Source organism: Paenibacillus sp. FSL W7-1287 (assembly GCF_038004245.1).
GTDB classification, from domain to species: domain Bacteria; phylum Bacillota; class Bacilli; order Paenibacillales; family Paenibacillaceae; genus Pristimantibacillus; species Pristimantibacillus camelliae.
Genome location: NZ_JBBORD010000001.1, coordinates 1,940,457 through 1,963,030 on the forward strand (window position 1 = coordinate 1,940,457; position 22,574 = coordinate 1,963,030).

A 22,574-nucleotide genomic window follows, 5' to 3' on the forward strand; every position below is an offset into this window, starting at 1 on the left:
GGGGTTATGATGAGCCATAACAAAAGCTTTTACATTACGACACCAATTTACTATCCAAGTGATAAGCTGCATATTGGTCATGCTTACACAACAGTAGCAGGGGATGCGACTGCACGTTATAAGCGTCTGCGTGGCTATGATGTATGGTACTTAACAGGTACGGATGAGCATGGTCAAAAAATTGAACGCAAGGCACAAGAGAAAGGTCAAACGCCTAAGCAGTTTGTTGATGATATCGTTAAAGGGATTCAAGAGCTTTGGAAGAAGCTTGAAATCTCCAACGATGACTTCATTCGTACAACAGAGGATCGTCATAAAACGGTAGTTGCGAAAATTTTTCAGCAGCTGCTAGATCAAGACGATATCTATAAGGGAACTTACGAAGGCTGGTACTGTACACCTTGTGAATCCTTCTTCCTTGAGCGCCAGCTGCAGGATGGAAACTGTCCAGACTGTGGACGCCCAGTTGAGCTTGTTAAGGAGGAAAGCTACTTCTTCCGTATGAGCAAATATGCAGACCGCTTACTGAAGCATTATGAAGAGCATCCTGAATTTATTCAGCCAGAATCCCGTCGTAACGAGATGATTAACAACTTCATTAAGCCCGGCCTAGAGGACTTAGCTGTTTCACGTACAACGTTCGATTGGGGCATTAAAGTACCGAATGATCCGAAGCATGTCATCTATGTTTGGATTGATGCGTTAACAAATTACATTACAGCCATTGGCTATGGTGATGAAGAAAAACAGCAAATGTATGAGAAATATTGGGCAGCTGATGTGCATCTGGTTGGTAAGGAAATCGTACGCTTCCATACGATTTACTGGCCAATTATGCTGATGGCATTAGGACTTCCGCTTCCTAAAAAAGTATTCGCTCACGGCTGGCTTTTGACGAAGGAAGGGAAAATGTCGAAGTCCAAGGGCACCGTTGTTGATCCGGTTGTATTAATTGATCGCTACGGCTTGGATGCGCTTCGTTACTACTTGCTGCGTGAGGTGCCATTTGGTTCAGATGGTGCATTCACACCTGAGAATTTTGTTGAGCGTATTAATTTTGATCTTGCAAATGACCTTGGGAATCTTCTCAACCGTACCATTGCGATGATCGAGAAGTATTTTGATGGAGTTATTCCAACAACGATTACAGCTACGACTGCCTTTGATGCTGAGCTTGAGAAATTTGCAAAGCAAACCTTGTTACAGGTTGAGACTGCGATGGAGAACATGGAGTTTTCCGTTGCCTTGACGGCAATTTGGCAATTCGTTAGCCGTACCAATAAGTACATCGATGAAACACAGCCATGGACGCTTGCCAAGGATGAAGAGCAGCGCGACCAGCTTGCATCTGTAATGAATCATCTTGCAGAATCACTTCGTTCGATCAGCATTATGCTACAGCCGTTCCTTACTCATGCACCACGTCAAATTTGGGAGCAGCTTGGTATTGCAGAGGGTGTGTCAACCTCTTGGGATACAATCGGAAGCTATAGTACGATTCCAAGTGGCACGAAGGTTGTTAAGTCTGCACCGATCTTCCCACGCCTTGATGTTGAGGAAGAGGTTACTTTTATCGCAGAGTCCATGAGTGGTGGTCAAAAATCGTCAGCGCCAGAGCTAGAAGCTAAGCCAGATGATCTAAAAGATGAAATTGGCATTGAGGACTTTTCTAAGGTCGAGCTTCGTGTCGCTCAAGTGTTAGCAGCTGAGCCTGTGCCTAAAGCTGATAAGCTATTAAAGCTGCAGCTTGATCTTGGCTATGAGCATAGACAGGTTGTCTCAGGTATTGCTAAGTTTTATAAGCCTGAAGAGCTAGTTGGTAAAAAAGTGATTTGTGTTACCAATTTGAAGCCAGTTAAGCTTCGTGGCGAGCTGTCTCAAGGTATGATTTTAGCTGCATCGAAGGATGATCAGCTAACGCTTGCAACGGTTCCCGATAGCATGCCTAACGGTGCAATCGTAAAATAAGAAACAGTATGAAAAATGAGTATATTGCCAAAGCTGGCAGTATACTCATTTTTTTTAATCTTAATAGTTGACATTACGATTAAGAGAGAATATAATCAAAATCGTAATAGTAACGATTACTATTAGAGATGAAAATTAGGAGAAGAGAACCGTGAAAAAGAGAAACGTAAAAAACAAAGCTTTATCATTTCTCATCATTATGATCCTTGTTCTTATGACAGCATGTGGAAATAACGAGCCAGAAGCTGCACAGGATGCACAGGATAACAAGATTAGTGTCGTAACCAGCTTTTATCCCATCTATTATATGACATCTGCAATAGGCGGAGAACATGTAAAAGTTACAAATTTAATTGCAACGGGAATCGAACCACATGATTGGTCTCCTAAGAGCAAGGATTTGTTAACCGCATCGAAAGCCGATCTATTACTCTATCATGGTGTTGGACTAGAGACATGGATTGATAATTTTAAGCAAGGACTTGAGCAGGACAGCAATGTCATTGTAAAGGAAGTTAGTACAGGCATAGAATTGATTGACACGACTGCAGGTGAACATAGTCATGGAGATGAAGAAACTACATTGGATGAGCATGAAGAGCATGACCACGAAGATCACAACCATGATGCCGATGAGGAAGCAGCTGAAGAGCATGATCACGATCACGGTCATAGTCACAGCCATAGCCATGGATTAGATCCTCATACTTGGGTTTCACCCAAATCTGCTTTAATTCTAGCAGAAAACATAAAAAATAGTTTAGTGGAAGTAGACACGGAGCATGCAGAAGCATACGAGCAAAATTATGAAAAGCTAAAATCCGATATTATTGAGCTAGATACAAAATATGAGGAACAGCTAGCACAAGTAGAAAGACGCACGATCGTCGTTTCCCATCAGTCATTTGGTTATGTAGCAAGAGATTACAATTTGGAGCAAATCTCTATTATGGGCTTATCACCAAGTGCAGAGCCTCGTGCTCAGGATATTAAGCGCATTGCAGAGCTTGTGAAGGAGCAAGGTGTTAAGGTAATATTTTTCGAAGAGCTTGTTTCAGATAATTTAGCTAAAATGCTAGCTTCCGAGGCTAAGGTTGATACGAATGTCATTTATTCATTGGAAGGCTTAACGACGAAGCAGGAGCAAGCGGGTGAGAACTACCTCACTTTAATGGAACAAAACTTGCAAAATATAGTTGAAGCATTACAATAGATATATTGGAAAGTGGAATGGCTACGGAGCTTGCTTATAGAAGCTCCGTTTTGCTGTGAAGGAGGATGTTATGAATATAGGAACAGAGGCATGTCATCGGGACATTATAACCGTCGATTCGGTTTCTTTCTCCTATCAGCAGCGTGATGTATTTAAGGATGTTAGCTTTAGCGTTATGGAACGGGATTTTATTGGATTAATTGGAACCAATGGTGCTGGTAAAACGACGATGCTTCGAATCATCGTTGGACTACTCAAGCCGACGTCTGGCGAGGTTAGGTTGTTCGGTGAACCGATCTCACAGTTTAAGGCGTGGGATCGAATCGGCTACGTACCTCAAAGAAACAATCTTAATCCTTTGTTTCCAGCGACTGTGAAAGAGGTTGTCTTGTCGGGACTGTCAGGAAAGCGTAAATGGTTCGGGCGTCATTCTCGCGAGGACTACCAGAAGTGTGATGATGCACTTATGGCGATGGGAGTAGAGGATCTTGCTGAAAAACGAATTGGTCAGCTTTCTGGGGGACAGCAGCAGCGTGTATTTCTAGCTCGTGCACTTATTAATACTCCGTCGCTGCTTATACTAGATGAGCCGACCGTTGGAATTGACTATGAAACGCAGGAAAGCTTCTTTCATATGATTAAACATATGCACCAGCATCATAATATGACGTTTTTAATGGTCTCGCATGATATGGAAATGATAAAAGGCTACTTAGGTGAAAGCCCCGCTTCAACTGCAGGGAAGCTGAACTTCTATATAAGACATTCCCATGAAACACAAGATTGTATTGAAGACAATTTAGCACATAGTCTGAAGCATTTACGCTCTCAGATGGAAAGTCAGAAAGAAGGTTAAGCGCTTGGACATAATTATGAGTGGTTTTTTTCAGCGTGCATTAATTGGAGGAATGCTGATAGGTATTACTGCTCCGTTAATGGGCATTTTCCTAGTATTGCGAAGACTGTCCATGATCGGTGATACGTTAAGCCATGCGGCAATTGCTGGAGTCGCCTTAGGGTTTGTTATCGGTGATTTCCCAATATTATTCGGTCTTATCTTTGCATTGCTTGCATCCTTTGCGATTGAAAAATTACGTAAATCGTATAAATCATATGCCGAGCTTTCATTAGCTATTATTATGTCTGGAGGAATTGCGCTTGCATCTATATTCTTCACTCTAGGCAGAGATTTAAGCATGGATGCAAATAGCTTTTTATTCGGATTTATTTATACGTTAACACCAATTGATCTGTGGACGATGCTGGGCGTTACGGTGGCCGTTCTATTAATTGTAGGAAAGCATTTGCATGGTCTGTTTCTTATTACATTTGACGAAGAAGCTGCCTCAGTTAGTGGAATGCCTGTCAGCTATTACAATATACTTATTAGTGTACTAACTGCGTTAGTGATTAGCATTTCGATTAAAATTGTCGGCGGGTTACTCGTCTCCGCATTACTGACCATACCTGCTGCTTGTAGCCTGTTGCTTGCAAAAAGCTTTAAGCAAAGCATCGTCATTGTAGTACTCGTAGGAGAAATAGCCGTCATCTGTGGCTTATTAATTGCAGGAGTTTGGAATTTGGCAGCTGGGGGTACGATTGTGCTAGTCCTAATCGCATTTTTGCTGCTTATTTTACTCGGTCGAAATATTTTTTCACGTATTGCCTAATTATGTAGATATGAGGTGAACGAAGTGAATGAGATCACGCTATGGATTGCCTTGGCAGCTGGAGTTGCCTCGTTTATCTCTCCATGCTGCTTGCCGCTCTATCCGTCCTACCTGTCTTACATTACGGGGATATCGGTAGCTGAATTAACCAATACAGAAAAGAACAGAAAAAGCCGTTGGCTAATGGTTAGTCATACATTCTTTTTTATACTAGGCTTTAGTACGATCTATTACGCTTTAGGCTATGGTACAAATGCATTCAGTGAGTTTTTTAGCGAGTATCAGGATCTAATCCGAATGCTGTCAGCAATTTTAGTCGTTTTAATGGGACTTTTTCTTCTTGGAATTTTTCAACCACAGCTACTTTTAAAGGATACAAGATTTAACTTGATTCCTAAAAAGACAAGCTACCTTGGCTCGTATCTTTTTGGAATCGGGTTTTCTGCTGGATGGACACCATGTATGGGGCCAGCACTTGCGGCTATTATCAGTATGGCGGCAGTAGAGCCTGGCACTTGGTTCTCGTTAACGACGGCTTATTCGCTAGGCTTTGCTATTCCATTCTTCGTTATGGCATTCTTCTTGGGGCAAGCTCGTTGGCTGTTAAAGTATTCAGAACGCGTGATGAAAATCGGTGGAGCCGTTATGATTCTTATGGGGATTTTGTTGTTTACAGATCAGATGACGAGAATTACGGTTTGGCTAAATATGATTACACCGGAATGGCTGAAGTTCTAGGTTGTGGTGCTTTGCTCGAACGTAGCAATAAGCAAAGAAGCTTACATATGTAATTCGCTGGAGCATTTTGTTTTGTTTACACATACGCTGCGCATCGTTGCTTGGCTCCAAGCGGCTTTTGTTCTCGGATTTTTTTAAACTTATACCGAGTGGTAAAAATCCTCGAACAAGGCCGCCCGCTGGCGCTTTTCCGCCAAGCACCGCTGCTCCGCTTGATGTAGAGCTTGAGTGAGTGAGTACAGGGAAGCTGTGTGAGTCTTGCTTTGCTCAAGCAAAGCAGGATTGGTGGGGTAATTGTGGGTGTCTCAATGAAGCTGACCCTCAGCGGAGGAAGAAAGAGAATCTGGAAAACGAGAGTGTAAGAACTCTTTGTTCCGGAGCGTTTAACTGGTTACAGTATCCAGCTTTTTCCTACAAAAAGTTGCAGTTTTATACAGTATAAGTGTATGATAGATCAAGTGACACCAACACAACGGTGATGAAGCAATGATGGGGGGTTCTTCAATGCCCACTCCGAGCATGGAAGACTACTTGGAACGAATTTATAAGCTTATGGAAGAAAAAGGATATGCTCGTGTATCGGATATTGCAGAAGGTTTGTCCGTACATCCTTCTTCTGTGACCAAGATGATTCAGAAGCTAGACAAGGATAATTATTTAATCTATGAGAAGTATCGTGGATTGATTTTAACACCCAAAGGTAAGAAAATGGGCAAACGGTTGATGGAACGACATCAGCTGCTAGAGGCTTTTTTAACAACGATTGGTGTACAGGATGAAAATATATATCATGATGTTGAAGGCATCGAGCATCATTTAAGCTGGGACTCTATTACATGTATTGAATCTTTAGTAGAATATTTCCGAAGAGATGCTACGAGATTGGAAGAGCTGCAGCAAATTCGTAAGGAAATGGATACAGAATAATGGCATAGGTAGTCATAGACTTAATTGCAGCAAAAAGCCGAGCGATACAATCGCTCGGCTTTTTGCTGTGAAGGCTGATGCTTTTAGTGGTAACGTGGTGTGTCGCTATCGTCTCTTCCGCCCTCAATGACTTTAAAAGGTACCGTTTTTGAACGAGGGCGCTCCTTTTTTGCTTTGCTTTGTCTTACGGCGCTTTGATACGTACCGCGAGTTTTTGACTCTTTGCTAAGGAAAGCAGGAGGCCGTTTAAGGAAGTAAAAGATTAATCCGAATAGCACGATTGGAATAATGATAAACATTTTGTTATCCTGCCATGTTTGGATAATACCAATCAATATCAGTAAAGCTATCAGTGTTAGGACAATGTAGCTGATCACTTTGGATCTCATGCTGCGTTGCTCCTTTCCTTACGATGGTTGAATCGTACCGTTAGCATTTTGCTTTTCTAATTCTAGCATACGATTAAATGAAGCAATTGATACTTCGACTTGATCATTTTGTGGCTCTTTTGTTGTTAACAGCTGTAGCCAAAGACCAGGAAAGCCTAGAAAGCGTAAAACAGGAATATCACGTACAGCATTCGTCGCACGTAGTACCTCATAGGAAACACCTAATACAACTGGCAGTAGTACAATACGAATCCATATCCGTTCCCAGATGGAATCCCAAGTAAAGAATGGCATGGAATAGATGACTACACCGATAATGACCGTGAAAATAATAAAGCTTGAGCCGCAGCGATAATGCAGTCTGCTGAAGCGCTGCACATTTTCTACAGTAAGCTCAACTCCAGCTTCATAAGCTGAGATGACTTTATGCTCGGCACCATGGTATTGAAACAACCGTTTAATAATCGGTGTTAGTGTCATTAGGTATAAATAAACAAGTAGAAAAATAATTTTGATAAGTCCTTCAAGTAAATTATGAGCAACTTTATTCGTAAAAAGATTACTGAATAGCAGCTCCTCTACCGCAGCAGGTGCTGCAGTGAAAATCAGCTTACCGAAAATAAAGGAAAGCACCCCGATGGCAGCTACGCTGAAAATCATCGTCAAATCCCATTTTCCTTCTTTTTTCTTTGCCTTCTCAAGCTCCTTGTTGCGTTCCTCCTCGGTCATATCCTCCATCTCGTCCTCAGCGTATTTATCTGCAGAGAAGTTAAGATGCACGGAGCCCTTCGCACTGGATTCAACTATGCCTACGACACCTCGTACTAAAGGTATCTTTTTGAGCTTTTGTACCCAAGGTATCGTCGTTTTAGGTACTTCGAGATATTCTATTTCATTATTTTTGCGTCGAACAGCAGTAACGTTGACTGTTTTTCCGGCGAACATAACCCCTTCAATAACAGCTTGACCACCATATATATTACGAGAATTGTCTGACAAGTATAAATCTCCTTCCCCTTAATGCTTGCTTTCGCTTCTATAGCTTTATTGTACTTGATTTTATGGCAGATGGAAAGCCAACGACACGGATAAGGCTAGCGCATCTTGTTTATACTACCATTACAGCTTGCTATAAGAATGAAGGGAGGCCATATTCGTAATGAATAAATTTATCTTTAAAAATTTGCAGCAAACAGGTGTGACAAAGCCGCTTCCATTTGCCTTGAAAATCGGTTTTTTTGCAGGACTCATATGGGGAGCTTTAAGGCTAATTGCGTACTATTGTAATTTCACCAACCAGCCTGCAGCATTTCTAATTAAGATGTGGATTGCAGAAGATCAGCTGAATACGCCATTCGCTCATACGGTTGGTACGATATCCTTTATCATCTTTTCGATGCTTGCATCATTTATTTATATGTGGTTCTTTAGAACGCTGGAAGGACCATGGCCTGGTATATGGTATGGACTTGGATGGTGGGGATTGCTTTTCGGTCTTGGGCCTATACTTGGCTTTACGAAGCTCACAACGAACGTTACATTTACAATCGCCGCAACAGATTTTTGCTTCTTTATTATTTGGGGGATGTTCATAGGCTATTCGATAGCTTTCGAATTTACAGATGAAGCTTCACGTGAGCCTGCTAGCTCTACGTAAGCTTGAACTTGCACTTCTCAAACTGCATGGATTGTGGTAAAATGTCAAAGGCTTATCGTATGAGCTAAGATATGCAAGTTGGGAGGTGCTGGACATGCATCGAATCGAAGTGCTTAATGGACCGAATTTGAATATGCTGGGCATTCGCGAGCCAGGCGTTTACGGCAGTCAATCGCTTTCTGCAATTGAAGAAATGCTGACGCAAAAGGCTAAGGAGCTAGGCGTGCAGCTTAACTTTTTCCAAACTAATCATGAAGGTGAAATGATCGATCGTATACACGCTGCACATGGTCAAGCAGCCGGAATTATTATTAATCCTGGTGCTTGGACGCATTATAGCTATGCGATTCGGGATGCACTTCAAGCAGTATCACTTCCCGTAGTAGAGGTACACCTTTCGAATATACATAAAAGAGAGGCCTTCAGACACCATTCCGTTGTTGCTCCGATTGCAATTGGACAAATTGCAGGATTTGGGCCAACAGGTTATTGGTTAGCGCTACAAGCACTAATTGCTCAGCTTGAGCAGTAGAATTGAAGTTATTCGAAAGAAGGGATTAAGATGATAATGAATAGAGTAGAGAAGCTGCAACAAATGCTTTCGGAAAAGCAGCTTGAAGCAATCATCATCGACAGCCCCATCAATCGCCGCTATTTAAGCGGATTTACCGGCTCGGCAGGCACTTTGCTTATTACTTTAGAGCAAAGCTATTTGCTGACTGACTTTCGCTACGAAACACAAGCGGTAGATCAGGCAGCTGGCTTCCAGGTAAGTATATATGCAACGCAGCCTTTCGATGAGCTGAAAAGCTTATTCGGTAAGCATGGTATTACTCGTGTTGCGTTTGAGCAGGATATCGTTTCCTTCGCTCAGTATAAACGCTATGAAGCAGCTTTTCATGGAGTGGAGCTAGTCGGAACTTCAGGTCTTGTGGAGCAGCTTCGTGAGATTAAAGATGATCAGGAAATTAGCGTTATTCAAGAAGCAGCTACACTTGCTGATCAAACCTTCGCCCATATCTTAAACTACATAAAACCGGGCGTAAGAGAGCTGGATATTGCTCTTGAAATCGAAATGTTTATGCGCGCTAATGGTGCGACAAGCACGTCATTTGATACGATTGTTGCCTCTGGAGAGCGTTCGGCCTTACCTCACGGTGTTGCGAGTGAACGTGTAATTGGCAATAATGAATTCGTAAAGCTTGATTTTGGCGCATATTATAAAGGCTATTGCTCTGATATTACGAGAACTGTTTTCGTAGGCCAACCCACGCAGAAGCACCTCGAGATTTATAATATTGTACTTGAGGCACAGCTTTATGCACTTGAACATATCAAGGCAGGCATGACAGGGCTAGAAGCAGATGCATGTTGCAGAGACATCATTACAAACTACGGTTATGGTGATCGATTTGGACATAGTACAGGTCACGGTATAGGGATGGAAATCCATGAAGCACCGCGGCTATCTCGCTTGAGCGATACATTGTTAACACCCGGAATGACGGTTACAGTAGAGCCTGGTATTTATCTCCCTGGTTTTGGTGGAGTGAGAATCGAGGATGATATCGTAATTACTCAAACCGGCAATCAAATATTAACCTCATCGCCGAAAGAGCTTATTCTTCTGTGATTTGGAACTTATTCTCAGGAGGGAATCATTAATGATTTCAGTAAACGATTTTAAAACGGGTTTGACAATTGAATTTGATGGAGACATTTTTACAGTATTAGAGTTTCAGCACGTAAAGCCTGGTAAAGGTGCAGCGTTTGTACGCTCTAAACTTAAAAATCTTCGTAACGGTAACACAGTGGAAAAAACATTCCGTGCTGGTGAAACATTGAGCCGCGCAATGATTGAAAATCGTGAAGTTCAATATTTGTACAGCGCTGGTAATGAATATACATTTATGGATAACGAAACTTACGATCAGTTTACTCTATCGGAAGAACAGCTTGAATGGGAGCTTAACTTCTTGAAGGAAAATATGAACGTTAATATTACAAGCTATCAAGGTGAAATTCTTGGTATCCAACTGCCTAACAACGTTGAGTTGAAAGTTATCGAGACTGAACCAGGTGTTAAAGGTAACACTGCACAGGGTGCTACGAAAAACGCGAAGGTAGAAACAGGTCTTAACGTTCAAGTTCCATTGTTCATTAACGAAGACGATGTATTACTGATCGATACACGTGAAGGTAAATACATCTCACGTGCTTAAATGATCTAGAAGCTGCTTGAACAACTCAAGCGGCTTTTTTATATGTAGCAGTATTCTTTTGCAGCAATGGGTGATATAATATATAACCGTATGCATATGTCAAGGTTGGGAGTGAGCAGCTTTGTCTTTGATCGTGATGAAATTCGGTGGTAGTTCTGTAGGAACTCCAGAGAGAATGCAACGTGTTGCACAACGAATCATTGATAGACAACAGGAAGGTAATAAAATTGTTGTAGTTGTATCTGCTATGGGAGATACGACAGATGATCTAATTGATCAATCAAAAACGTTAAATCCAAATCCAACGGCTCGTGAAATGGATATGCTTTTAACAGTGGGTGAGCAAATTTCAATTGCGTTATTGTCTATGACAATACAAGCTGCTGGTGGCAAGGCGATGTCCTTCACTGGTTGGCAAGCAGGTATGAAAACAGATTCAGTGCACGGCAAAGCTAAGATTGTCGATATACAGCCTGATCGCTTAATTAGCGCGTTAGATTCTGGTCATGTTGCTGTTGTAGCTGGTTTTCAGGGTGCTAGTGAAGATGGAGAAATTACTACTTTAGGTCGTGGTGGCTCTGATACAACGGCTGTTGCTCTTGCTGCAGCTATTGGTGCAGATCTGTGTGAAATTTATACCGATGTTGATGGTGTATATACAACTGACCCACGCGTCGTTAAAAATGCACGTAAGCTTAATGAGATCTCTTATGATGAAATGCTTGAGCTTGCCCATCTTGGTGCGGCAGTGCTGCATCCACGTGCAGTAGAGTATGCAAAGCATCATAATGTTCAATTGGTCGTTCGTTCAAGCTTTACGAACAACGTAGGTACTAGCGTGAAGGAGGAAGCGGTTATGGAACAGGGCGTAGCGGTTCGTGGCATAGCCTTTGAGAAAAACGTAGCAAGAATTACAATCATTGGCGTTGAAGATATTCCTGGTGTACTTGCCAACGTGTTTGGTGCACTTGCTGATAATGGCATTGATGTTGATATTATTGTACAAAGCGGTGTGCAAAACGGTAAAGCTGACTTTGCGTTTACAGTAGCTGGAGATGTGAAGGAAAATGCATTGACTGTCATTGAGGGCTTAAAAGATAAGGTGCCTTATCAGGAAGTAATCTCTGAGGGTAATCTAGTAAAAGTATCCATTGTTGGAGCAGGTATGGTCAGCAATCCTGGCGTTGCGGCTAAGATGTTCTCTACTATTTCTTCACTAGGTGTAAGTATTAATATGGTAAGTACATCTGAGATTAAAGTATCTTGTGTGATCGCATCCGATAAACTTAACGAGGTTGTCGTTGCATTACACTCAGCATATGGCCTTGATGCCAATGAGCAAGTATTCGTTGGCGGTCCTTCTGAACGTCGGTAATCATTTGTTCATTATACAAAGACCCGTCCATGCTAGGGAACTGCCCCCATAACGTGAGACACATCAAAACACCTTCAAGAAATGTAAATCATGTCGTAAGATATGAGTACAACTTGGAGGTGTATTTTTTATGAGCACAAGAGTAAGTTATCCTGTTGAAGTTAAAATGAAAGCAATAGAAATGAGACTTCAGGGGTTCCCTGTTAAACAAGTGATGGAAGAACTGAACATCCGAAATAGAAGTCAACTAAAAATATGGATGAAATGGTATCGTGAGGGTCAGCTTCACCGTTTAGATCAGCCTGTAGGGAAACAATATTCGTATGGAAAAGGTCCGGAGTTTGCTTCTGAAACGGAAAAATTACACGCAGAGATTCGGTTCTTAAAGCAACAAATAGACGTGCTAAAAAAGTACAAAGCGTGGGAAAGGACGTGGATAGAGAGGTAGCCACTAGCTTTATCAAACATCATGTAGAGCTGCCTGTTAAACTAGTTTGTGAGATATTAAACATATCAAGAGCGACGTATTATCGTTGGAAGAAACATCAGAAGAGCGAGCAAAATGAAACACTTGTTATGCTTATTCGTCAGTACTGTATGTCACATAAATTTAGATTAGGTTATCGTAAAATTACAGCGTTGATCAATCGGACCATTCATGTGAATCACAAAGTTGTACAACGTATTATGCAGCAATATGGCTTACAATGCCGTGTAAAGCCTAAGAAACGCAACCTAATTGGACAACCATCCACCGTGGCAGAACATATACTTAAACGTGAATTCAAGGCAGAACGTCCCCTTCAGAAACTCGTTACGGATATTACTTACTTGCCATTTGGACAGCAGATGTTGTATCTTTCGAGTATTAAAGACTTGTATAACGGTGAAATCATTGCCTATACCATCCGTTCGAAACAAGATACAGAATGTGTACTTGATACACTGAATCAGCTTCCAGAGTTACCCTCCGATTGTTTATTACATAGCGATCAAGGTTCGGTATACACATCGAATACTTACCAAGATGCGGTAAAACAAAAAGGCATTACCATGAGCATGTCCCGTAAAGGTACACCCGCTGATAATGCCCCCATTGAATCGTTTCACGCCTCTCTAAAGTGCGAAACATTCTATCTCGACCATTTGACCTGTACGACGACTGCAATCGTTGAACAGACAGTCAGAGAATATATTTATTATTATAACCATTTTCGCATTCAAGCGAAACTAAATAACCAGTCTCCGATTGAATTTCGGAAACTGGTTGCATAGAAGGTGTTTTGATCCCTGTCTCAAAAACGGGGGTCAGTTCCCTAGGGAGCTTTCCTAGTAGAGGACGGGTTTTTTGTTTTAGAAATTAACTTTTAACTGTTAACTGGATATGAAACAATGACACCGTTATGAAGATATGGAACGACCGTTGTTCGATTGATCTGGATACAATCGTTAATGTCAGCTTCTAAACCGATGGCTTGCAAATGCTTTCCAGAAAAACCGTTCCTCAGCGTAGTTGTTTGTTGATGCTTTGTATGCTCATATAGTGATAGCATGGCATACCCAAAATCATTCATGCTAAGCGGGCTATTTGAATAATCCTTCTGTAGCTTAGCAATTAATGCCCCCGCACAAAAACCATCCTCCAAAGTAAATTGATCCTGACTACCTGCACATATTAAAACAAGATCTCTTTCCGTTTGCATAGCAGCATCGATACATGCATCTGCGTTCGTTAAGCTAGCAATAAACAATTCTGCTGCACGCATCGAGCGGATGATCGCTCGTGTTCCATCCGTTGTCGTAAGAATAATACGTTTATCGCATACAATTGAATTGCGATATTCGTTTGGTGAATTTCCAAGATCAAATCCGGAGATACGCTTACAGAACCGTTCTCCCCCTAATAGATCACTACTCTTCGCAATTGCTTTTGCCTCCATAATGGTCTCTACCGGCAGTACGCACCTGGCACCAGCCTCTATAGCAGCGATGATCGTTGACGCTGTTCTCATCACATCAATAACAATTGCTGTTTTTCCAATTAATTGTGCTTGATGCACGTTGCTTGCATTCGAAATGACCTGAACTCGCATACGTAGACCTTCTTTCTTGGATACATTAAGTACGTTATGCAAATAAAGCTAGGCAGGTGCTCATTTTGCGAGAGCTGTAATTTTCATCTAGTAAGCTATCATTCAATAAAATTTTGGGATATTTTCGGAAAGACAAGCATAGACTTGTATCGTCAACAGCAAAATTCAAGGAGTGACTCCGAGCTATGCTAGACCATATCATTCACATTTTGCCATATGAATTGAAGACTATTGTCAATCAGCTATCGCAGCATATTAAAAATAGCTTGGAGGAAATTAGAATTCGAGAGAATCGCCCACTAGAAATTTCACATCACGGCAGCTTTCATTACGTTACAGAGCAGGGAAAAACGATACTCGATTCTAGACAAGCCTATCATCCAACACAAGAGCAATGCCGAAAGCTTCTTGAGAGAATTACGAATTACTCCCTATACGCAATGGAGGAGGAGCTGCGAAGAGGCTACATCACCATTGCGGGAGGTCATCGGATTGGTATTGCAGGCCGAACGATTTTGGAGGGTGGGCATGTTCGAGGCATCCGAGATATCGGTGGTTTTAATATACGAATAGCGAGAGAGGTTCTTGGTGCATCTAAGCAGCTACTACCTAAGCTATTCGGAGGCCCCTCTGATAGCTTGCAATCCACACTTATTATTTCGCCTCCACAGCAAGGGAAGACGACGCTTCTGCGAGATCTGACCAGAGCGTTAAGCTATGGAGATTATCGAAAGCATGCGATGAAGGTGGCGATTGTAGATGAACGCTCAGAAATTGCAGCTTGCGTCAGAGGGATTCCTTCCTTTGACGTCGGTCCAAGAACAGACGTGATGGATGCATGTCCAAAAGCAGAAGGAATGATGATGCTCCTGCGTTCCATGTCTCCTGAGGTAATCATTGTGGATGAGATCGGGAGAGTTGAGGATGCCGTCGCCATTCGCGAGGCAGCACATTGCGGTGTAAAGGTTATCGCTACAGCTCATGCCTACAATATTCAAGAAGCGTTTGGTCGAAGTGAAATTAGAACGCTGCTCCAGGAAAGAGCATTTGGCAGCGTTGTCGAGCTAAAGCGTAATGAACAAGGCTTTATGCACCGGATCATATCTGTCGATCGAATGCTGGAGCAGAATCGGCAAAACCATGGATTTTTCTCATTAACGAAGAAAGCAGGCTCTTAGAAAAGCGAGGTGAATTGCATGCGTATCATGCCGAATGATCGTACAGACCTCAGTCATGCTTAAGCTTTTCGGTGCTGTACTCATTATATTAGCAGGTACAGCGATAGGATTTGTACAAGCAGCATCCTATGTAAATCGAAGCAAGCAGCTTCGTCTACTTATCTACTCACTGCAAAGGCTTGAAACAGAAATTAATTATGGACAAACCTTTTTACCGACGGCCCTTATTAAAAGCAGTGAAGGAATGGAACAGCCGCTAAGTAAAATTTTTACGGAGACCGCTCAGCTTCTCGAGGACTCCAAGGAGCTATCGATGCAGGAAGCCTGGCAGCAAACCATAGAAAACGTATGGGGGCATACCGCTCTGAGGCAGCGTGAAAAGGATGTGTTGCTTAGAATGGGGACGGTGCTTGGGATGAGCGATGCTGAGGATCAGCAGAAGCATCTACAGCTTGCACAGCTTCAATTGAAGAGTGAAGAGGAGCAGGCAGTGATGGAGCAGCAGCGTTACGCCAATATGTGGCGAAGCCTTGGTACATTGGGCGCGATATTAATCGTCATCTTGATGGTATAGAGGGTTGGAGGGTAAATATGGAGATTACAGCAATATTTCAAATTGCCGGCGTTGGAATTATTATTGCGATCATGCATACGGTGTTGAAGCAGATGGGTAAGGAAGATATTGCTCATTGGATTACGTTACTAGGCTTTGTGATCGGAATATTTATGGTCATAGATGTCATTGCTCAGCTTTTTCAGGAGATAAAATCGATCTTTTTATTCCAGTAGGTGAATGCAGTGGAAATCATCCAAATCGTAGGCATAGGCATAATCGCTGCGCTGCTCGTCATTATCGTCAGAGAGCAAAAGCCGCAGTTTGCATTTCTTATTACACTATTTACTGGTGTCTTTTTATTTCTACTCGTCATCGGAAAGATCGGTGCAGTCATTGAAGTCATTAATGAGCTCGCCAATCGATCAGGCATCCCTGATGTTTATCTGAAAACAATATTGAAAATCATCGGTATTGCCTATGTGGCAGAGTTCGGCGCACAAATGGTGCGAGATGCTGGGCAGGAAAGCATCGCTTCCAAAATTGAATTCGCCGGTAAAATTTTTATACTCGTGCTGGCTATTCCAATTATCAATGTCATTATCGAAACTTTGCTTTCGCTTCTGCCGCTCGGAAGCAGCTAGGAGGTTGTAAATGAAGCAGTTGATCTGGAAAAGCCTCCTCCTATTGTTTATTTTGCTGCAATGGCCAACCGTTGCTGCTGAAGCTTCCTCTCCCGAAGCGGAAGGGGCACAGGATATGAGCAGCAAGTGGATTCAACAGCAGGTAGACGCGCTTGAAACTGACTCCATCGAGCAATATTGGAATGACCTTGGTAGAGAATATGCGCAGTATTTTCCAGGACAGGAGCTGCCGTCTATTACGGACATGATGTTTACGGACGATCAGCAGAGTGCCTTCAGTGGCTGGGGGATTATTAAAGGCTTTATCAGGTTTTTTCTAGAGGAAATTATTTATAACGGTAAGCTTTTACTCATTATCGTCATGCTCTCCATATTCAGTATGATGCTGGAGACGCTGCAGTCAGCCTTTGAGAAGAAGTCGATTAGTAAAATCGCCTACTCGATCATTTTTATCGTACTCGTAACGATCGCCATTAACAGCTTTATGGTGGCAATGGATTTCGCGAAGGAAGCAATCGAGAAGATGATCACCTTTATGCTTGCGATGGTACCGCTTCTACTGACGCTGCTCGCTTCGATGGGTGGAGTGGTTACAGTGTCCGTTATGCATCCGCTCATCATCTTTATGATTCACATGGTCGGATCATTGATCTATCTCGTCGTGTTTCCCTTGCTATTCTTTTCGGCGGTGCTTCATATCGTCAGTGCTATAACGGATCGATTTAAGCTTACTCAGCTTGCGAATATGCTAAGAAATATCGCAGTTACCGTGCTTGGTATATTGTTAACGGTATTTCTAGGTGTCATATCTGTCCAAGGCGCAACAAGCTCAATAACAGACGGCGTCGCACTCAGAACGGCGAAATTCGTGACAGGTAATTTTGTTCCGGTCGTCGGAAAAATGTTCTCTGATGCTGCAGATACGATTATATCTGCATCACTTGTCGCAAAAAATGCGGTGGGTATAGCTGGCGTAACGATATTACTCGTCATCTGTGCTTTTCCAGCGATAAAAATTGTGGCGCTGGCCTTAATCTATCATTTATCTGGAGCCATCATGCAGCCGCTAGGAGACTCGCCCATTGCGGCATGTCTGCAAACGATAGGTAAAACGATGCTATATGTGTTCGCTGCCTTAGCTGCAGTAAGTCTAATGTTTTTCTTAGCTATTACTATCATTATTACAGCAGGAAATGCAACAGTCATGATTCGTTAAGGAGGTGAGGAGAATGTGTTAGCTTGGCTAGGTGAATGGCTATCGAGTATCGTTGTTGTCGTCTTGCTTGCAATTGTTGTAGAGCTTGTCCTGCCTAATAGTAAGATGCTGCGCTACTCTAGACTGGTAGTGGGTCTCATTCTCATGCTGACGATGCTTAATCCTATTTTACAAATATTCCAAAGTGACTTTCACGATAAGCTTACGGCAAGCTTCTCTCTATGGGAAAAGTCACTGGCATCAAGGGAGCGAGCAATCCCCTCCATTGACGAAATTACAAAGCAAGCAGAACAGCTAAAGGAAGTAAGACAAGAGGCTGCAGTTGATATGACACGCTCAAGTCTAGAGCAAGCCATTCTACAGGAAATTAGGACGAAGACAGAAGCCAAGGTAGAAGCGGTTAATCTCGAGTTTGGCTGGGATAAGAAGCTTGACGGACAACAAGTACCGCATATCGCTTCTGTTACGGTCAAGCTGAAGATGACAGCAGATCAGCAGCAACATGCAGAGCAACGAGATTCAGAGAAAGAAGAAGTCATTGTAGATGCAATTAACGAGGTATCCATTCCAGTTGTTAGTGTAGAACTGAATGAGCAAGAAGCAGACCACAATTCTGCAGCTTCATCCGAACAAGTATTGCAGGATGGTCTGAATAATGAACAGCTAAGTGCGCTATTTAACGTACAAGCACATGAAATTCGACAAATTATTACAGCTGGATGGAATGTAAAAGCGGATCATGTTTTCGTACAAGCAAGCTAGCAGCACAGTATAAATGAGGAGGAGAGCAAATTGTGAGTAATTGGTATTCCAGTTTTGAAAAAATAATCGGTGGAGGACCTGGCGGGAAAAAGCGTATCACTGTAGTACGGATGCTTATTATTGTCGGGGCCGTCGGGATTTTTTTCATGCTCATTCAATCCTACCTCCCCTTCAAGCGCATTGAAACGATGGACACCTTGCCTGATCCTGCACTGAGCAGCGAGGAGGTTTTCAAAAGTGGACAATCATCAAGCAGCAGTCCATTTGAGAGCATCGAGACAACACTAGAAGAACGGTTGAAGGAGATGCTTGAAAAAATGGTCGGTGTCGGCAGAGTTGATGTCATGATCACTGTGGAATCAACAGAAGAGAAGGTTGTGGAGCGCAACATGAGCAGCAGTGAAAATACAACCGACGAAACTGATCGCAATGGCGGGAAACGACATATTACGACTGTCACCTCTGATGGGCAGGTCGTGCTGTATCAAGCAAGTGATGGTCAGCAGCCGCTCATAACAAAAGTCATTAATCCTCGTATTCGCGGAGTGCTCATTGTAGCTGAAGGAGCTGAAGATGCTGCTGTACGGAAATTGATTATACAAGCAGTTGAAAAGGGAATGAATGTTGTTCCAACTCGGATCTCCGTAGTGCCGAGTAAACAATAATTAAATTAATGGAGGGTTCTCTATGAACACAAAAAGACAAACAATTTGGCTAGTTTCCATGCTCAGCTTAATGGTTATTTTATCGGCGTATTACTTATTCACGCAAGACATTGGCAGTGATGAGAAGCTAACGGATGCGACACATATGGAAAATACAGCTAAGGTGAATTCACCACTGGATATCAACTCAACGGTAGCAAGTGGTACAGAGGATAGCGGCAATTATACAATTAGTGATGTAGATCAAGATGTGCTTAGCCAGCTAGAAGCGGAAGGCTACTTCAATAACAACAGCAAGATTAGCGAGCTGATGACAAAGCGTGAAAACCAGCTTCAGGAAAAGGACAATCAAATTATGTCAGTTCTTGCGGATGTATCAGCTGATACTGATCGCTCACTAGAAGCACTTGAAGAAATGGCAATGCTGGAGCAAAAGATGGAGAAAATTACTCAGCTTGAAAGCGACTTAAAGGATACGTATGATATCGCCATTATTTCTCAAGAGGTGAATGACAAATATAAGGTTGTCGTTACAAGTGATACGCTTGAGAAAAAGCAAGCAGCTGAAATTATCGCACAGGTGATTGAAGAGCTTGAGGTGCGGCCGGAACAGGTCTCCGTACAATTCATAGCCAACCCTTAAAAGTGGTAGGTTCAATCGTCCGACTTTGATGACGATGTAACGCGTTGTAGTGAACTCGGCGGCGAATATGGAGCCCTAGCGAAAACTCCGTTGCTCACGTACCTAAACCGTACGCTGCGCTACTCGTTTTCTACTAGTGCTCCATCTTCTTGGTCCTGAAAGCCGAACATTGAACCCTCATTGGATAGAGGTAGGTTCAACGTCCGAAGTTGATGACGATGTGATGCGCTGTAGAGGATTCGGCATCGAATCTTGAACGCTACCGAATCCTACGGTGCTCACGTACCAAAAACGTACGCTGTGCTCCTCGGCTTCTAGTATCGTCCAAGCTTCTCGGTCCTGAACTTCGAACTTATGAACCCCTATTTGAATGGGTAGGTTCAATCGTCCGACTTTGATGACGATGTAACGCGTTGTAGTGAACTCGGCGGCGAATATGGAGCCCTAGCGAAAACTTCGTTGCTCACGTACCTAAACCGTACGCTGCGCTACTCGTTTTCTACTAGTGCTCCATCTTCTTGGTCCTGAAAGCCGAACTACGTCCAAACTTTGATGACGATGTAAAAAAGTTTTTTCGATAGTGACAAAGGAAATAACTCCCCTATGAGCGAATATATCGCTTGTATTGGAGTTATTTTACGTTACTTAAAAAATAATTCGTGTTATGGTAAGAATGTGTTATAATGTTTAACGTTATGTGAAAAAAGGAGTGATAACGTTCATGTTTAAGTTGAGCGAGATTAAAGAGTTAATCAAATTAGTTGATCAAACTTCCGTTGAAGAGCTCGAAATTGAAAACGAGGGATCACGTCTCCATATTCGTAAGCCAGGTAAATCTGAAGTCGTTACGGTGCAGCCAGCTCCAGTTATGCATACATATACACAACCAGCTGCGGTACCCGTACAGGCTGCTCCACAACCAACTGCCGCAGTTCAAGAAGAAACAGCTGCTCCAGAGCAGTCAGCGGCAAACAATTATCATAAAATTACTTCACCTATGGTTGGAACGTTCTACAGCTCTCCATCACCTGATGCGGCTCCATTTGTAAAAGTTGGCGACCGTGTCAATACGAAGTCAGTAGTTTGTATTCTAGAAGCGATGAAGCTTATGAATGAACTAGAAGCAGAGGTTAATGGTGAAATCGTAGAAGTGTTAGTATCCAATGGTCAGTTGGTTGAGTTTGGTCAGCCATTGTTCCTTGTGAAAGCGGACTAGCCACTGTCGTGAATAGAAGGTTGAAAGGGGTTCTCATTAAAGTGAAATTCCAAAAAATTCTTATTGCGAATCGTGGGGAGATCGCGGTTCGAATCATACGAGCTTGTCGAGAGCTTGGTATTCAAACGGTAGCGGTATTCTCTGAGGCAGACCGGGATTCTTTGCATGTTAAGCTTGCGGATGAAGCTTATTGCATCGGACCAGTGGCATCTAAAGACAGCTATTTGAATTTGACGAATATTATGAGTGTGGCAACACTGACTGAATGTGACGCCATTCATCCAGGCTACGGCTTCTTAGCTGAAAATGCAGACTTTGCAGAGATTTGTGAGTCATGCAATATTACGTTTATCGGCCCATCGCCAGAAGCGATTAGCAAGATGGGGGATAAGGCGGTAGCGAAGCAAACGATGAAGGATGCGAATGTACCTGTTATTCCAGGCTCTGATGGTCTAATTGAAGATCTTGATGAAGCGATTATGATAGCACGTGATATTGGTTATCCAGTAATCATTAAAGCAACGGCTGGCGGCGGTGGTAAAGGGATTAGAATTGCTGAAGATGAAGCAAGTCTTATCGCTCAAATTACGACTGCACAACAAGAAGCTCAGAAGGCATTTGGTAATGGCGGTGTCTATCTTGAAAAGTTTTTAACAGGCATGAAGCACGTTGAGGTTCAAATTATGGCCGATAAGCATGGTAACGCTGTTCACCTGTTCGAGCGTGACTGCTCTGTGCAACGACGTCGTCAAAAGCTTATTGAAGAAGCGCCTTGCGCAACACTTACACCTGAGCTTCGTGAAGAAATGGGACAAGCGGCAGTCCGTGCAGCGCTTGCAGTTAACTATGCAGGTGCAGGAACCTTAGAGTTTTTGCTTGGCCCAGACAATAAGTTTTACTTTATGGAAATGAACACACGTATACAGGTTGAACATCCTGTTACTGAAATGATTACAAATGTAGATCTCATAAAAGAAATGATATCTGTCGCTGAAGGTAATCCGCTTTCCATCACGCAAGAGGACTTGCAAATCAATGGCTGGTCCATTGAGTGCAGAATTAATGCGGAGGATTCAGAGCGTAATTTCATGCCGTCTGCAGGGAATATTCCATTTTATCTAGCTCCTGGTGGTAATGGTGTCCGTGTTGATAGTGCGGTATATCCTGGCTATACGATCTCGCCGCATTATGATTCCATGATTGCCAAATTAATTGTGTGGGGTTCTACACGCGAGGAAGCAATTTCCCGCATGAAACGAGCACTGCATGAATTTGCAATTGAAGGTATTAAAACAACGATACCTTTCCATTTGAAGGTTTTAGATCACGAGAAATTCGTTAGTGGTGATTTTGATATTAAATTTCTTGAGGATCACGATATTAACGGAGCTTCTTAAAACAATCGGTACAAGTGTTTGTCATAAATGTTACGCAATGCTATAGTA

25 protein-coding genes are annotated in these 22,574 nt (G+C 42.6%); 22 read left to right on the plus strand and 3 right to left on the minus strand.

Going from position 1 to position 22,574, the window contains the following annotated elements; translation table 11 throughout:
* Positions 1-6: 6 nt before the first annotated feature.
* From metG to mntR, 6 genes are all read left to right on the plus strand, one after another.
* Positions 7-1,968 carry a methionine--tRNA ligase gene (gene metG, locus NSQ99_RS08680; RefSeq protein WP_340836206.1) on the plus strand — a complete coding sequence of 654 codons (1,962 nt, stop codon included), beginning with the start codon at positions 7-9 and terminating at the stop codon, positions 1,966-1,968.
* A 151-nt stretch (positions 1,969-2,119) separates the two neighbouring features.
* Positions 2,120-3,181, plus strand: coding sequence for a metal ABC transporter substrate-binding protein (locus tag NSQ99_RS08685; protein WP_340836207.1), 1,062 nt, complete (start codon positions 2,120-2,122; stop codon positions 3,179-3,181).
* 70 nt (positions 3,182-3,251) lie between these two features.
* Positions 3,252-4,037: a metal ABC transporter ATP-binding protein gene (locus tag NSQ99_RS08690; protein ID WP_340836208.1), complete on the plus strand. Its 786-nt coding sequence runs from the start codon at positions 3,252-3,254 to the stop codon at positions 4,035-4,037.
* A gap of 16 nt (positions 4,038-4,053) precedes the next feature.
* Entirely contained in the window at positions 4,054-4,851 is a 798-nt protein-coding gene (locus NSQ99_RS08695; RefSeq protein WP_445670496.1) for a metal ABC transporter permease, read from the plus strand.
* 24 nt (positions 4,852-4,875) lie between these two features.
* On the plus strand, positions 4,876-5,589 hold the full coding sequence (locus tag NSQ99_RS08700) for a cytochrome c biogenesis CcdA family protein (protein WP_340836211.1): 714 nt from the start codon (positions 4,876-4,878) through the stop codon (positions 5,587-5,589).
* A 504-nt stretch (positions 5,590-6,093) separates the two neighbouring features.
* The gene (gene mntR / locus NSQ99_RS08705; RefSeq protein WP_251666704.1) at positions 6,094-6,516 is read left to right on the plus strand and encodes a transcriptional regulator MntR; all 423 of its coding nucleotides are present in this window, start codon (positions 6,094-6,096) and stop codon (positions 6,514-6,516) included.
* An 83-nt stretch (positions 6,517-6,599) separates the two neighbouring features.
* Here mntR and NSQ99_RS08710 read toward each other — a convergent pair whose 3' ends face one another.
* Together NSQ99_RS08710 and NSQ99_RS08715 are read right to left on the minus strand one after the other, a co-directional pair.
* Entirely contained in the window at positions 6,600-6,905 is a 306-nt protein-coding gene (locus NSQ99_RS08710; protein ID WP_251666703.1) for a hypothetical protein, read from the minus strand.
* 18 nt (positions 6,906-6,923) lie between these two features.
* The gene (locus NSQ99_RS08715; RefSeq protein WP_432806912.1) at positions 6,924-7,850 is read right to left on the minus strand and encodes a DUF1385 domain-containing protein; all 927 of its coding nucleotides are present in this window, start codon (positions 7,848-7,850) and stop codon (positions 6,924-6,926) included.
* A 214-nt stretch (positions 7,851-8,064) separates the two neighbouring features.
* On the opposite strand from NSQ99_RS08715, the gene NSQ99_RS08720 reads away from it, so the two are divergent.
* The 6 genes from NSQ99_RS08720 (at position 8,065) to NSQ99_RS08745 (ending at position 13,434) form a co-directional block, all read left to right on the plus strand.
* Positions 8,065-8,562: a YqhR family membrane protein gene (locus NSQ99_RS08720; protein ID WP_251666701.1), complete on the plus strand. Its 498-nt coding sequence runs from the start codon at positions 8,065-8,067 to the stop codon at positions 8,560-8,562.
* A 94-nt stretch (positions 8,563-8,656) separates the two neighbouring features.
* On the plus strand, positions 8,657-9,094 hold the full coding sequence (gene aroQ / locus NSQ99_RS08725) for a type II 3-dehydroquinate dehydratase (RefSeq protein ID WP_251666700.1): 438 nt from the start codon (positions 8,657-8,659) through the stop codon (positions 9,092-9,094).
* A 30-nt stretch (positions 9,095-9,124) separates the two neighbouring features.
* Positions 9,125-10,195, plus strand: a complete 1,071-nt coding sequence (locus tag NSQ99_RS08730) for a M24 family metallopeptidase (RefSeq protein ID WP_285855650.1) — start codon at positions 9,125-9,127, stop codon at positions 10,193-10,195.
* 31 nt (positions 10,196-10,226) lie between these two features.
* Complete coding sequence (efp, locus tag NSQ99_RS08735; RefSeq protein ID WP_251666699.1) at positions 10,227-10,784, plus strand: elongation factor P; 558 nt, start codon at positions 10,227-10,229, stop codon at positions 10,782-10,784.
* Between the two features lie 121 nt (positions 10,785-10,905).
* Entirely contained in the window at positions 10,906-12,159 is a 1,254-nt protein-coding gene (locus NSQ99_RS08740; RefSeq protein ID WP_340836215.1) for an aspartate kinase, read from the plus strand.
* Between the two features lie 130 nt (positions 12,160-12,289).
* A protein-coding gene (locus NSQ99_RS08745; RefSeq protein WP_340836217.1) for an IS3 family transposase occupies positions 12,290-13,434 on the plus strand; the annotation gives its coding sequence in 2 pieces (ribosomal slippage) (positions 12,290-12,563 and positions 12,563-13,434; 1,146 coding nt in all).
* Positions 13,435-13,526: 92 nt separating this feature from the next.
* Here the strand turns inward: NSQ99_RS08745 and NSQ99_RS08750 are convergent.
* Positions 13,527-14,252, minus strand: a complete 726-nt coding sequence (locus NSQ99_RS08750) for a 2-phosphosulfolactate phosphatase (RefSeq protein ID WP_340836219.1) — start codon at positions 14,250-14,252, stop codon at positions 13,527-13,529.
* Between the two features lie 185 nt (positions 14,253-14,437).
* On the opposite strand from NSQ99_RS08750, the gene spoIIIAA reads away from it, so the two are divergent.
* From spoIIIAA to accC, 10 genes are all read left to right on the plus strand, one after another.
* Positions 14,438-15,430, plus strand: a complete 993-nt coding sequence (gene spoIIIAA, locus NSQ99_RS08755; protein WP_340836220.1) for a stage III sporulation protein AA — start codon at positions 14,438-14,440, stop codon at positions 15,428-15,430.
* A 34-nt stretch (positions 15,431-15,464) separates the two neighbouring features.
* Positions 15,465-16,004, plus strand: a complete 540-nt coding sequence (gene spoIIIAB, locus NSQ99_RS08760; protein WP_251666695.1) for a stage III sporulation protein SpoIIIAB — start codon at positions 15,465-15,467, stop codon at positions 16,002-16,004.
* A gap of 17 nt (positions 16,005-16,021) precedes the next feature.
* Positions 16,022-16,219: a stage III sporulation protein AC gene (spoIIIAC, locus tag NSQ99_RS08765; protein ID WP_251666694.1), complete on the plus strand. Its 198-nt coding sequence runs from the start codon at positions 16,022-16,024 to the stop codon at positions 16,217-16,219.
* A 9-nt stretch (positions 16,220-16,228) separates the two neighbouring features.
* Positions 16,229-16,627, plus strand: a complete 399-nt coding sequence (gene spoIIIAD / locus NSQ99_RS08770) for a stage III sporulation protein AD (protein WP_251666693.1) — start codon at positions 16,229-16,231, stop codon at positions 16,625-16,627.
* A gap of 10 nt (positions 16,628-16,637) precedes the next feature.
* Entirely contained in the window at positions 16,638-17,843 is a 1,206-nt protein-coding gene (gene spoIIIAE / locus NSQ99_RS08775) for a stage III sporulation protein AE (RefSeq protein ID WP_251666692.1), read from the plus strand.
* Between the two features lie 15 nt (positions 17,844-17,858).
* A complete protein-coding gene (spoIIIAF, locus tag NSQ99_RS08780; RefSeq protein ID WP_251666691.1) occupies positions 17,859-18,605 on the plus strand; it encodes a stage III sporulation protein AF in 747 nt (248 codons plus the stop codon).
* Between the two features lie 32 nt (positions 18,606-18,637).
* A complete protein-coding gene (spoIIIAG, locus tag NSQ99_RS08785; RefSeq protein ID WP_251666690.1) occupies positions 18,638-19,270 on the plus strand; it encodes a stage III sporulation protein AG in 633 nt (210 codons plus the stop codon).
* 22 nt (positions 19,271-19,292) lie between these two features.
* A complete protein-coding gene (locus NSQ99_RS08790) occupies positions 19,293-19,913 on the plus strand; it encodes a SpoIIIAH-like family protein (RefSeq protein WP_251666689.1) in 621 nt (206 codons plus the stop codon).
* Positions 19,914-20,634: 721 nt separating this feature from the next.
* Entirely contained in the window at positions 20,635-21,129 is a 495-nt protein-coding gene (accB, locus tag NSQ99_RS08795; RefSeq protein ID WP_251666688.1) for an acetyl-CoA carboxylase biotin carboxyl carrier protein, read from the plus strand.
* Positions 21,130-21,170: 41 nt separating this feature from the next.
* Positions 21,171-22,526 (plus strand): acetyl-CoA carboxylase biotin carboxylase subunit, encoded by a 1,356-nt coding sequence (gene accC / locus NSQ99_RS08800; protein ID WP_340836223.1) that lies wholly within the window; start codon positions 21,171-21,173, stop codon positions 22,524-22,526.
* Positions 22,527-22,574 lie beyond the last annotated feature (48 nt).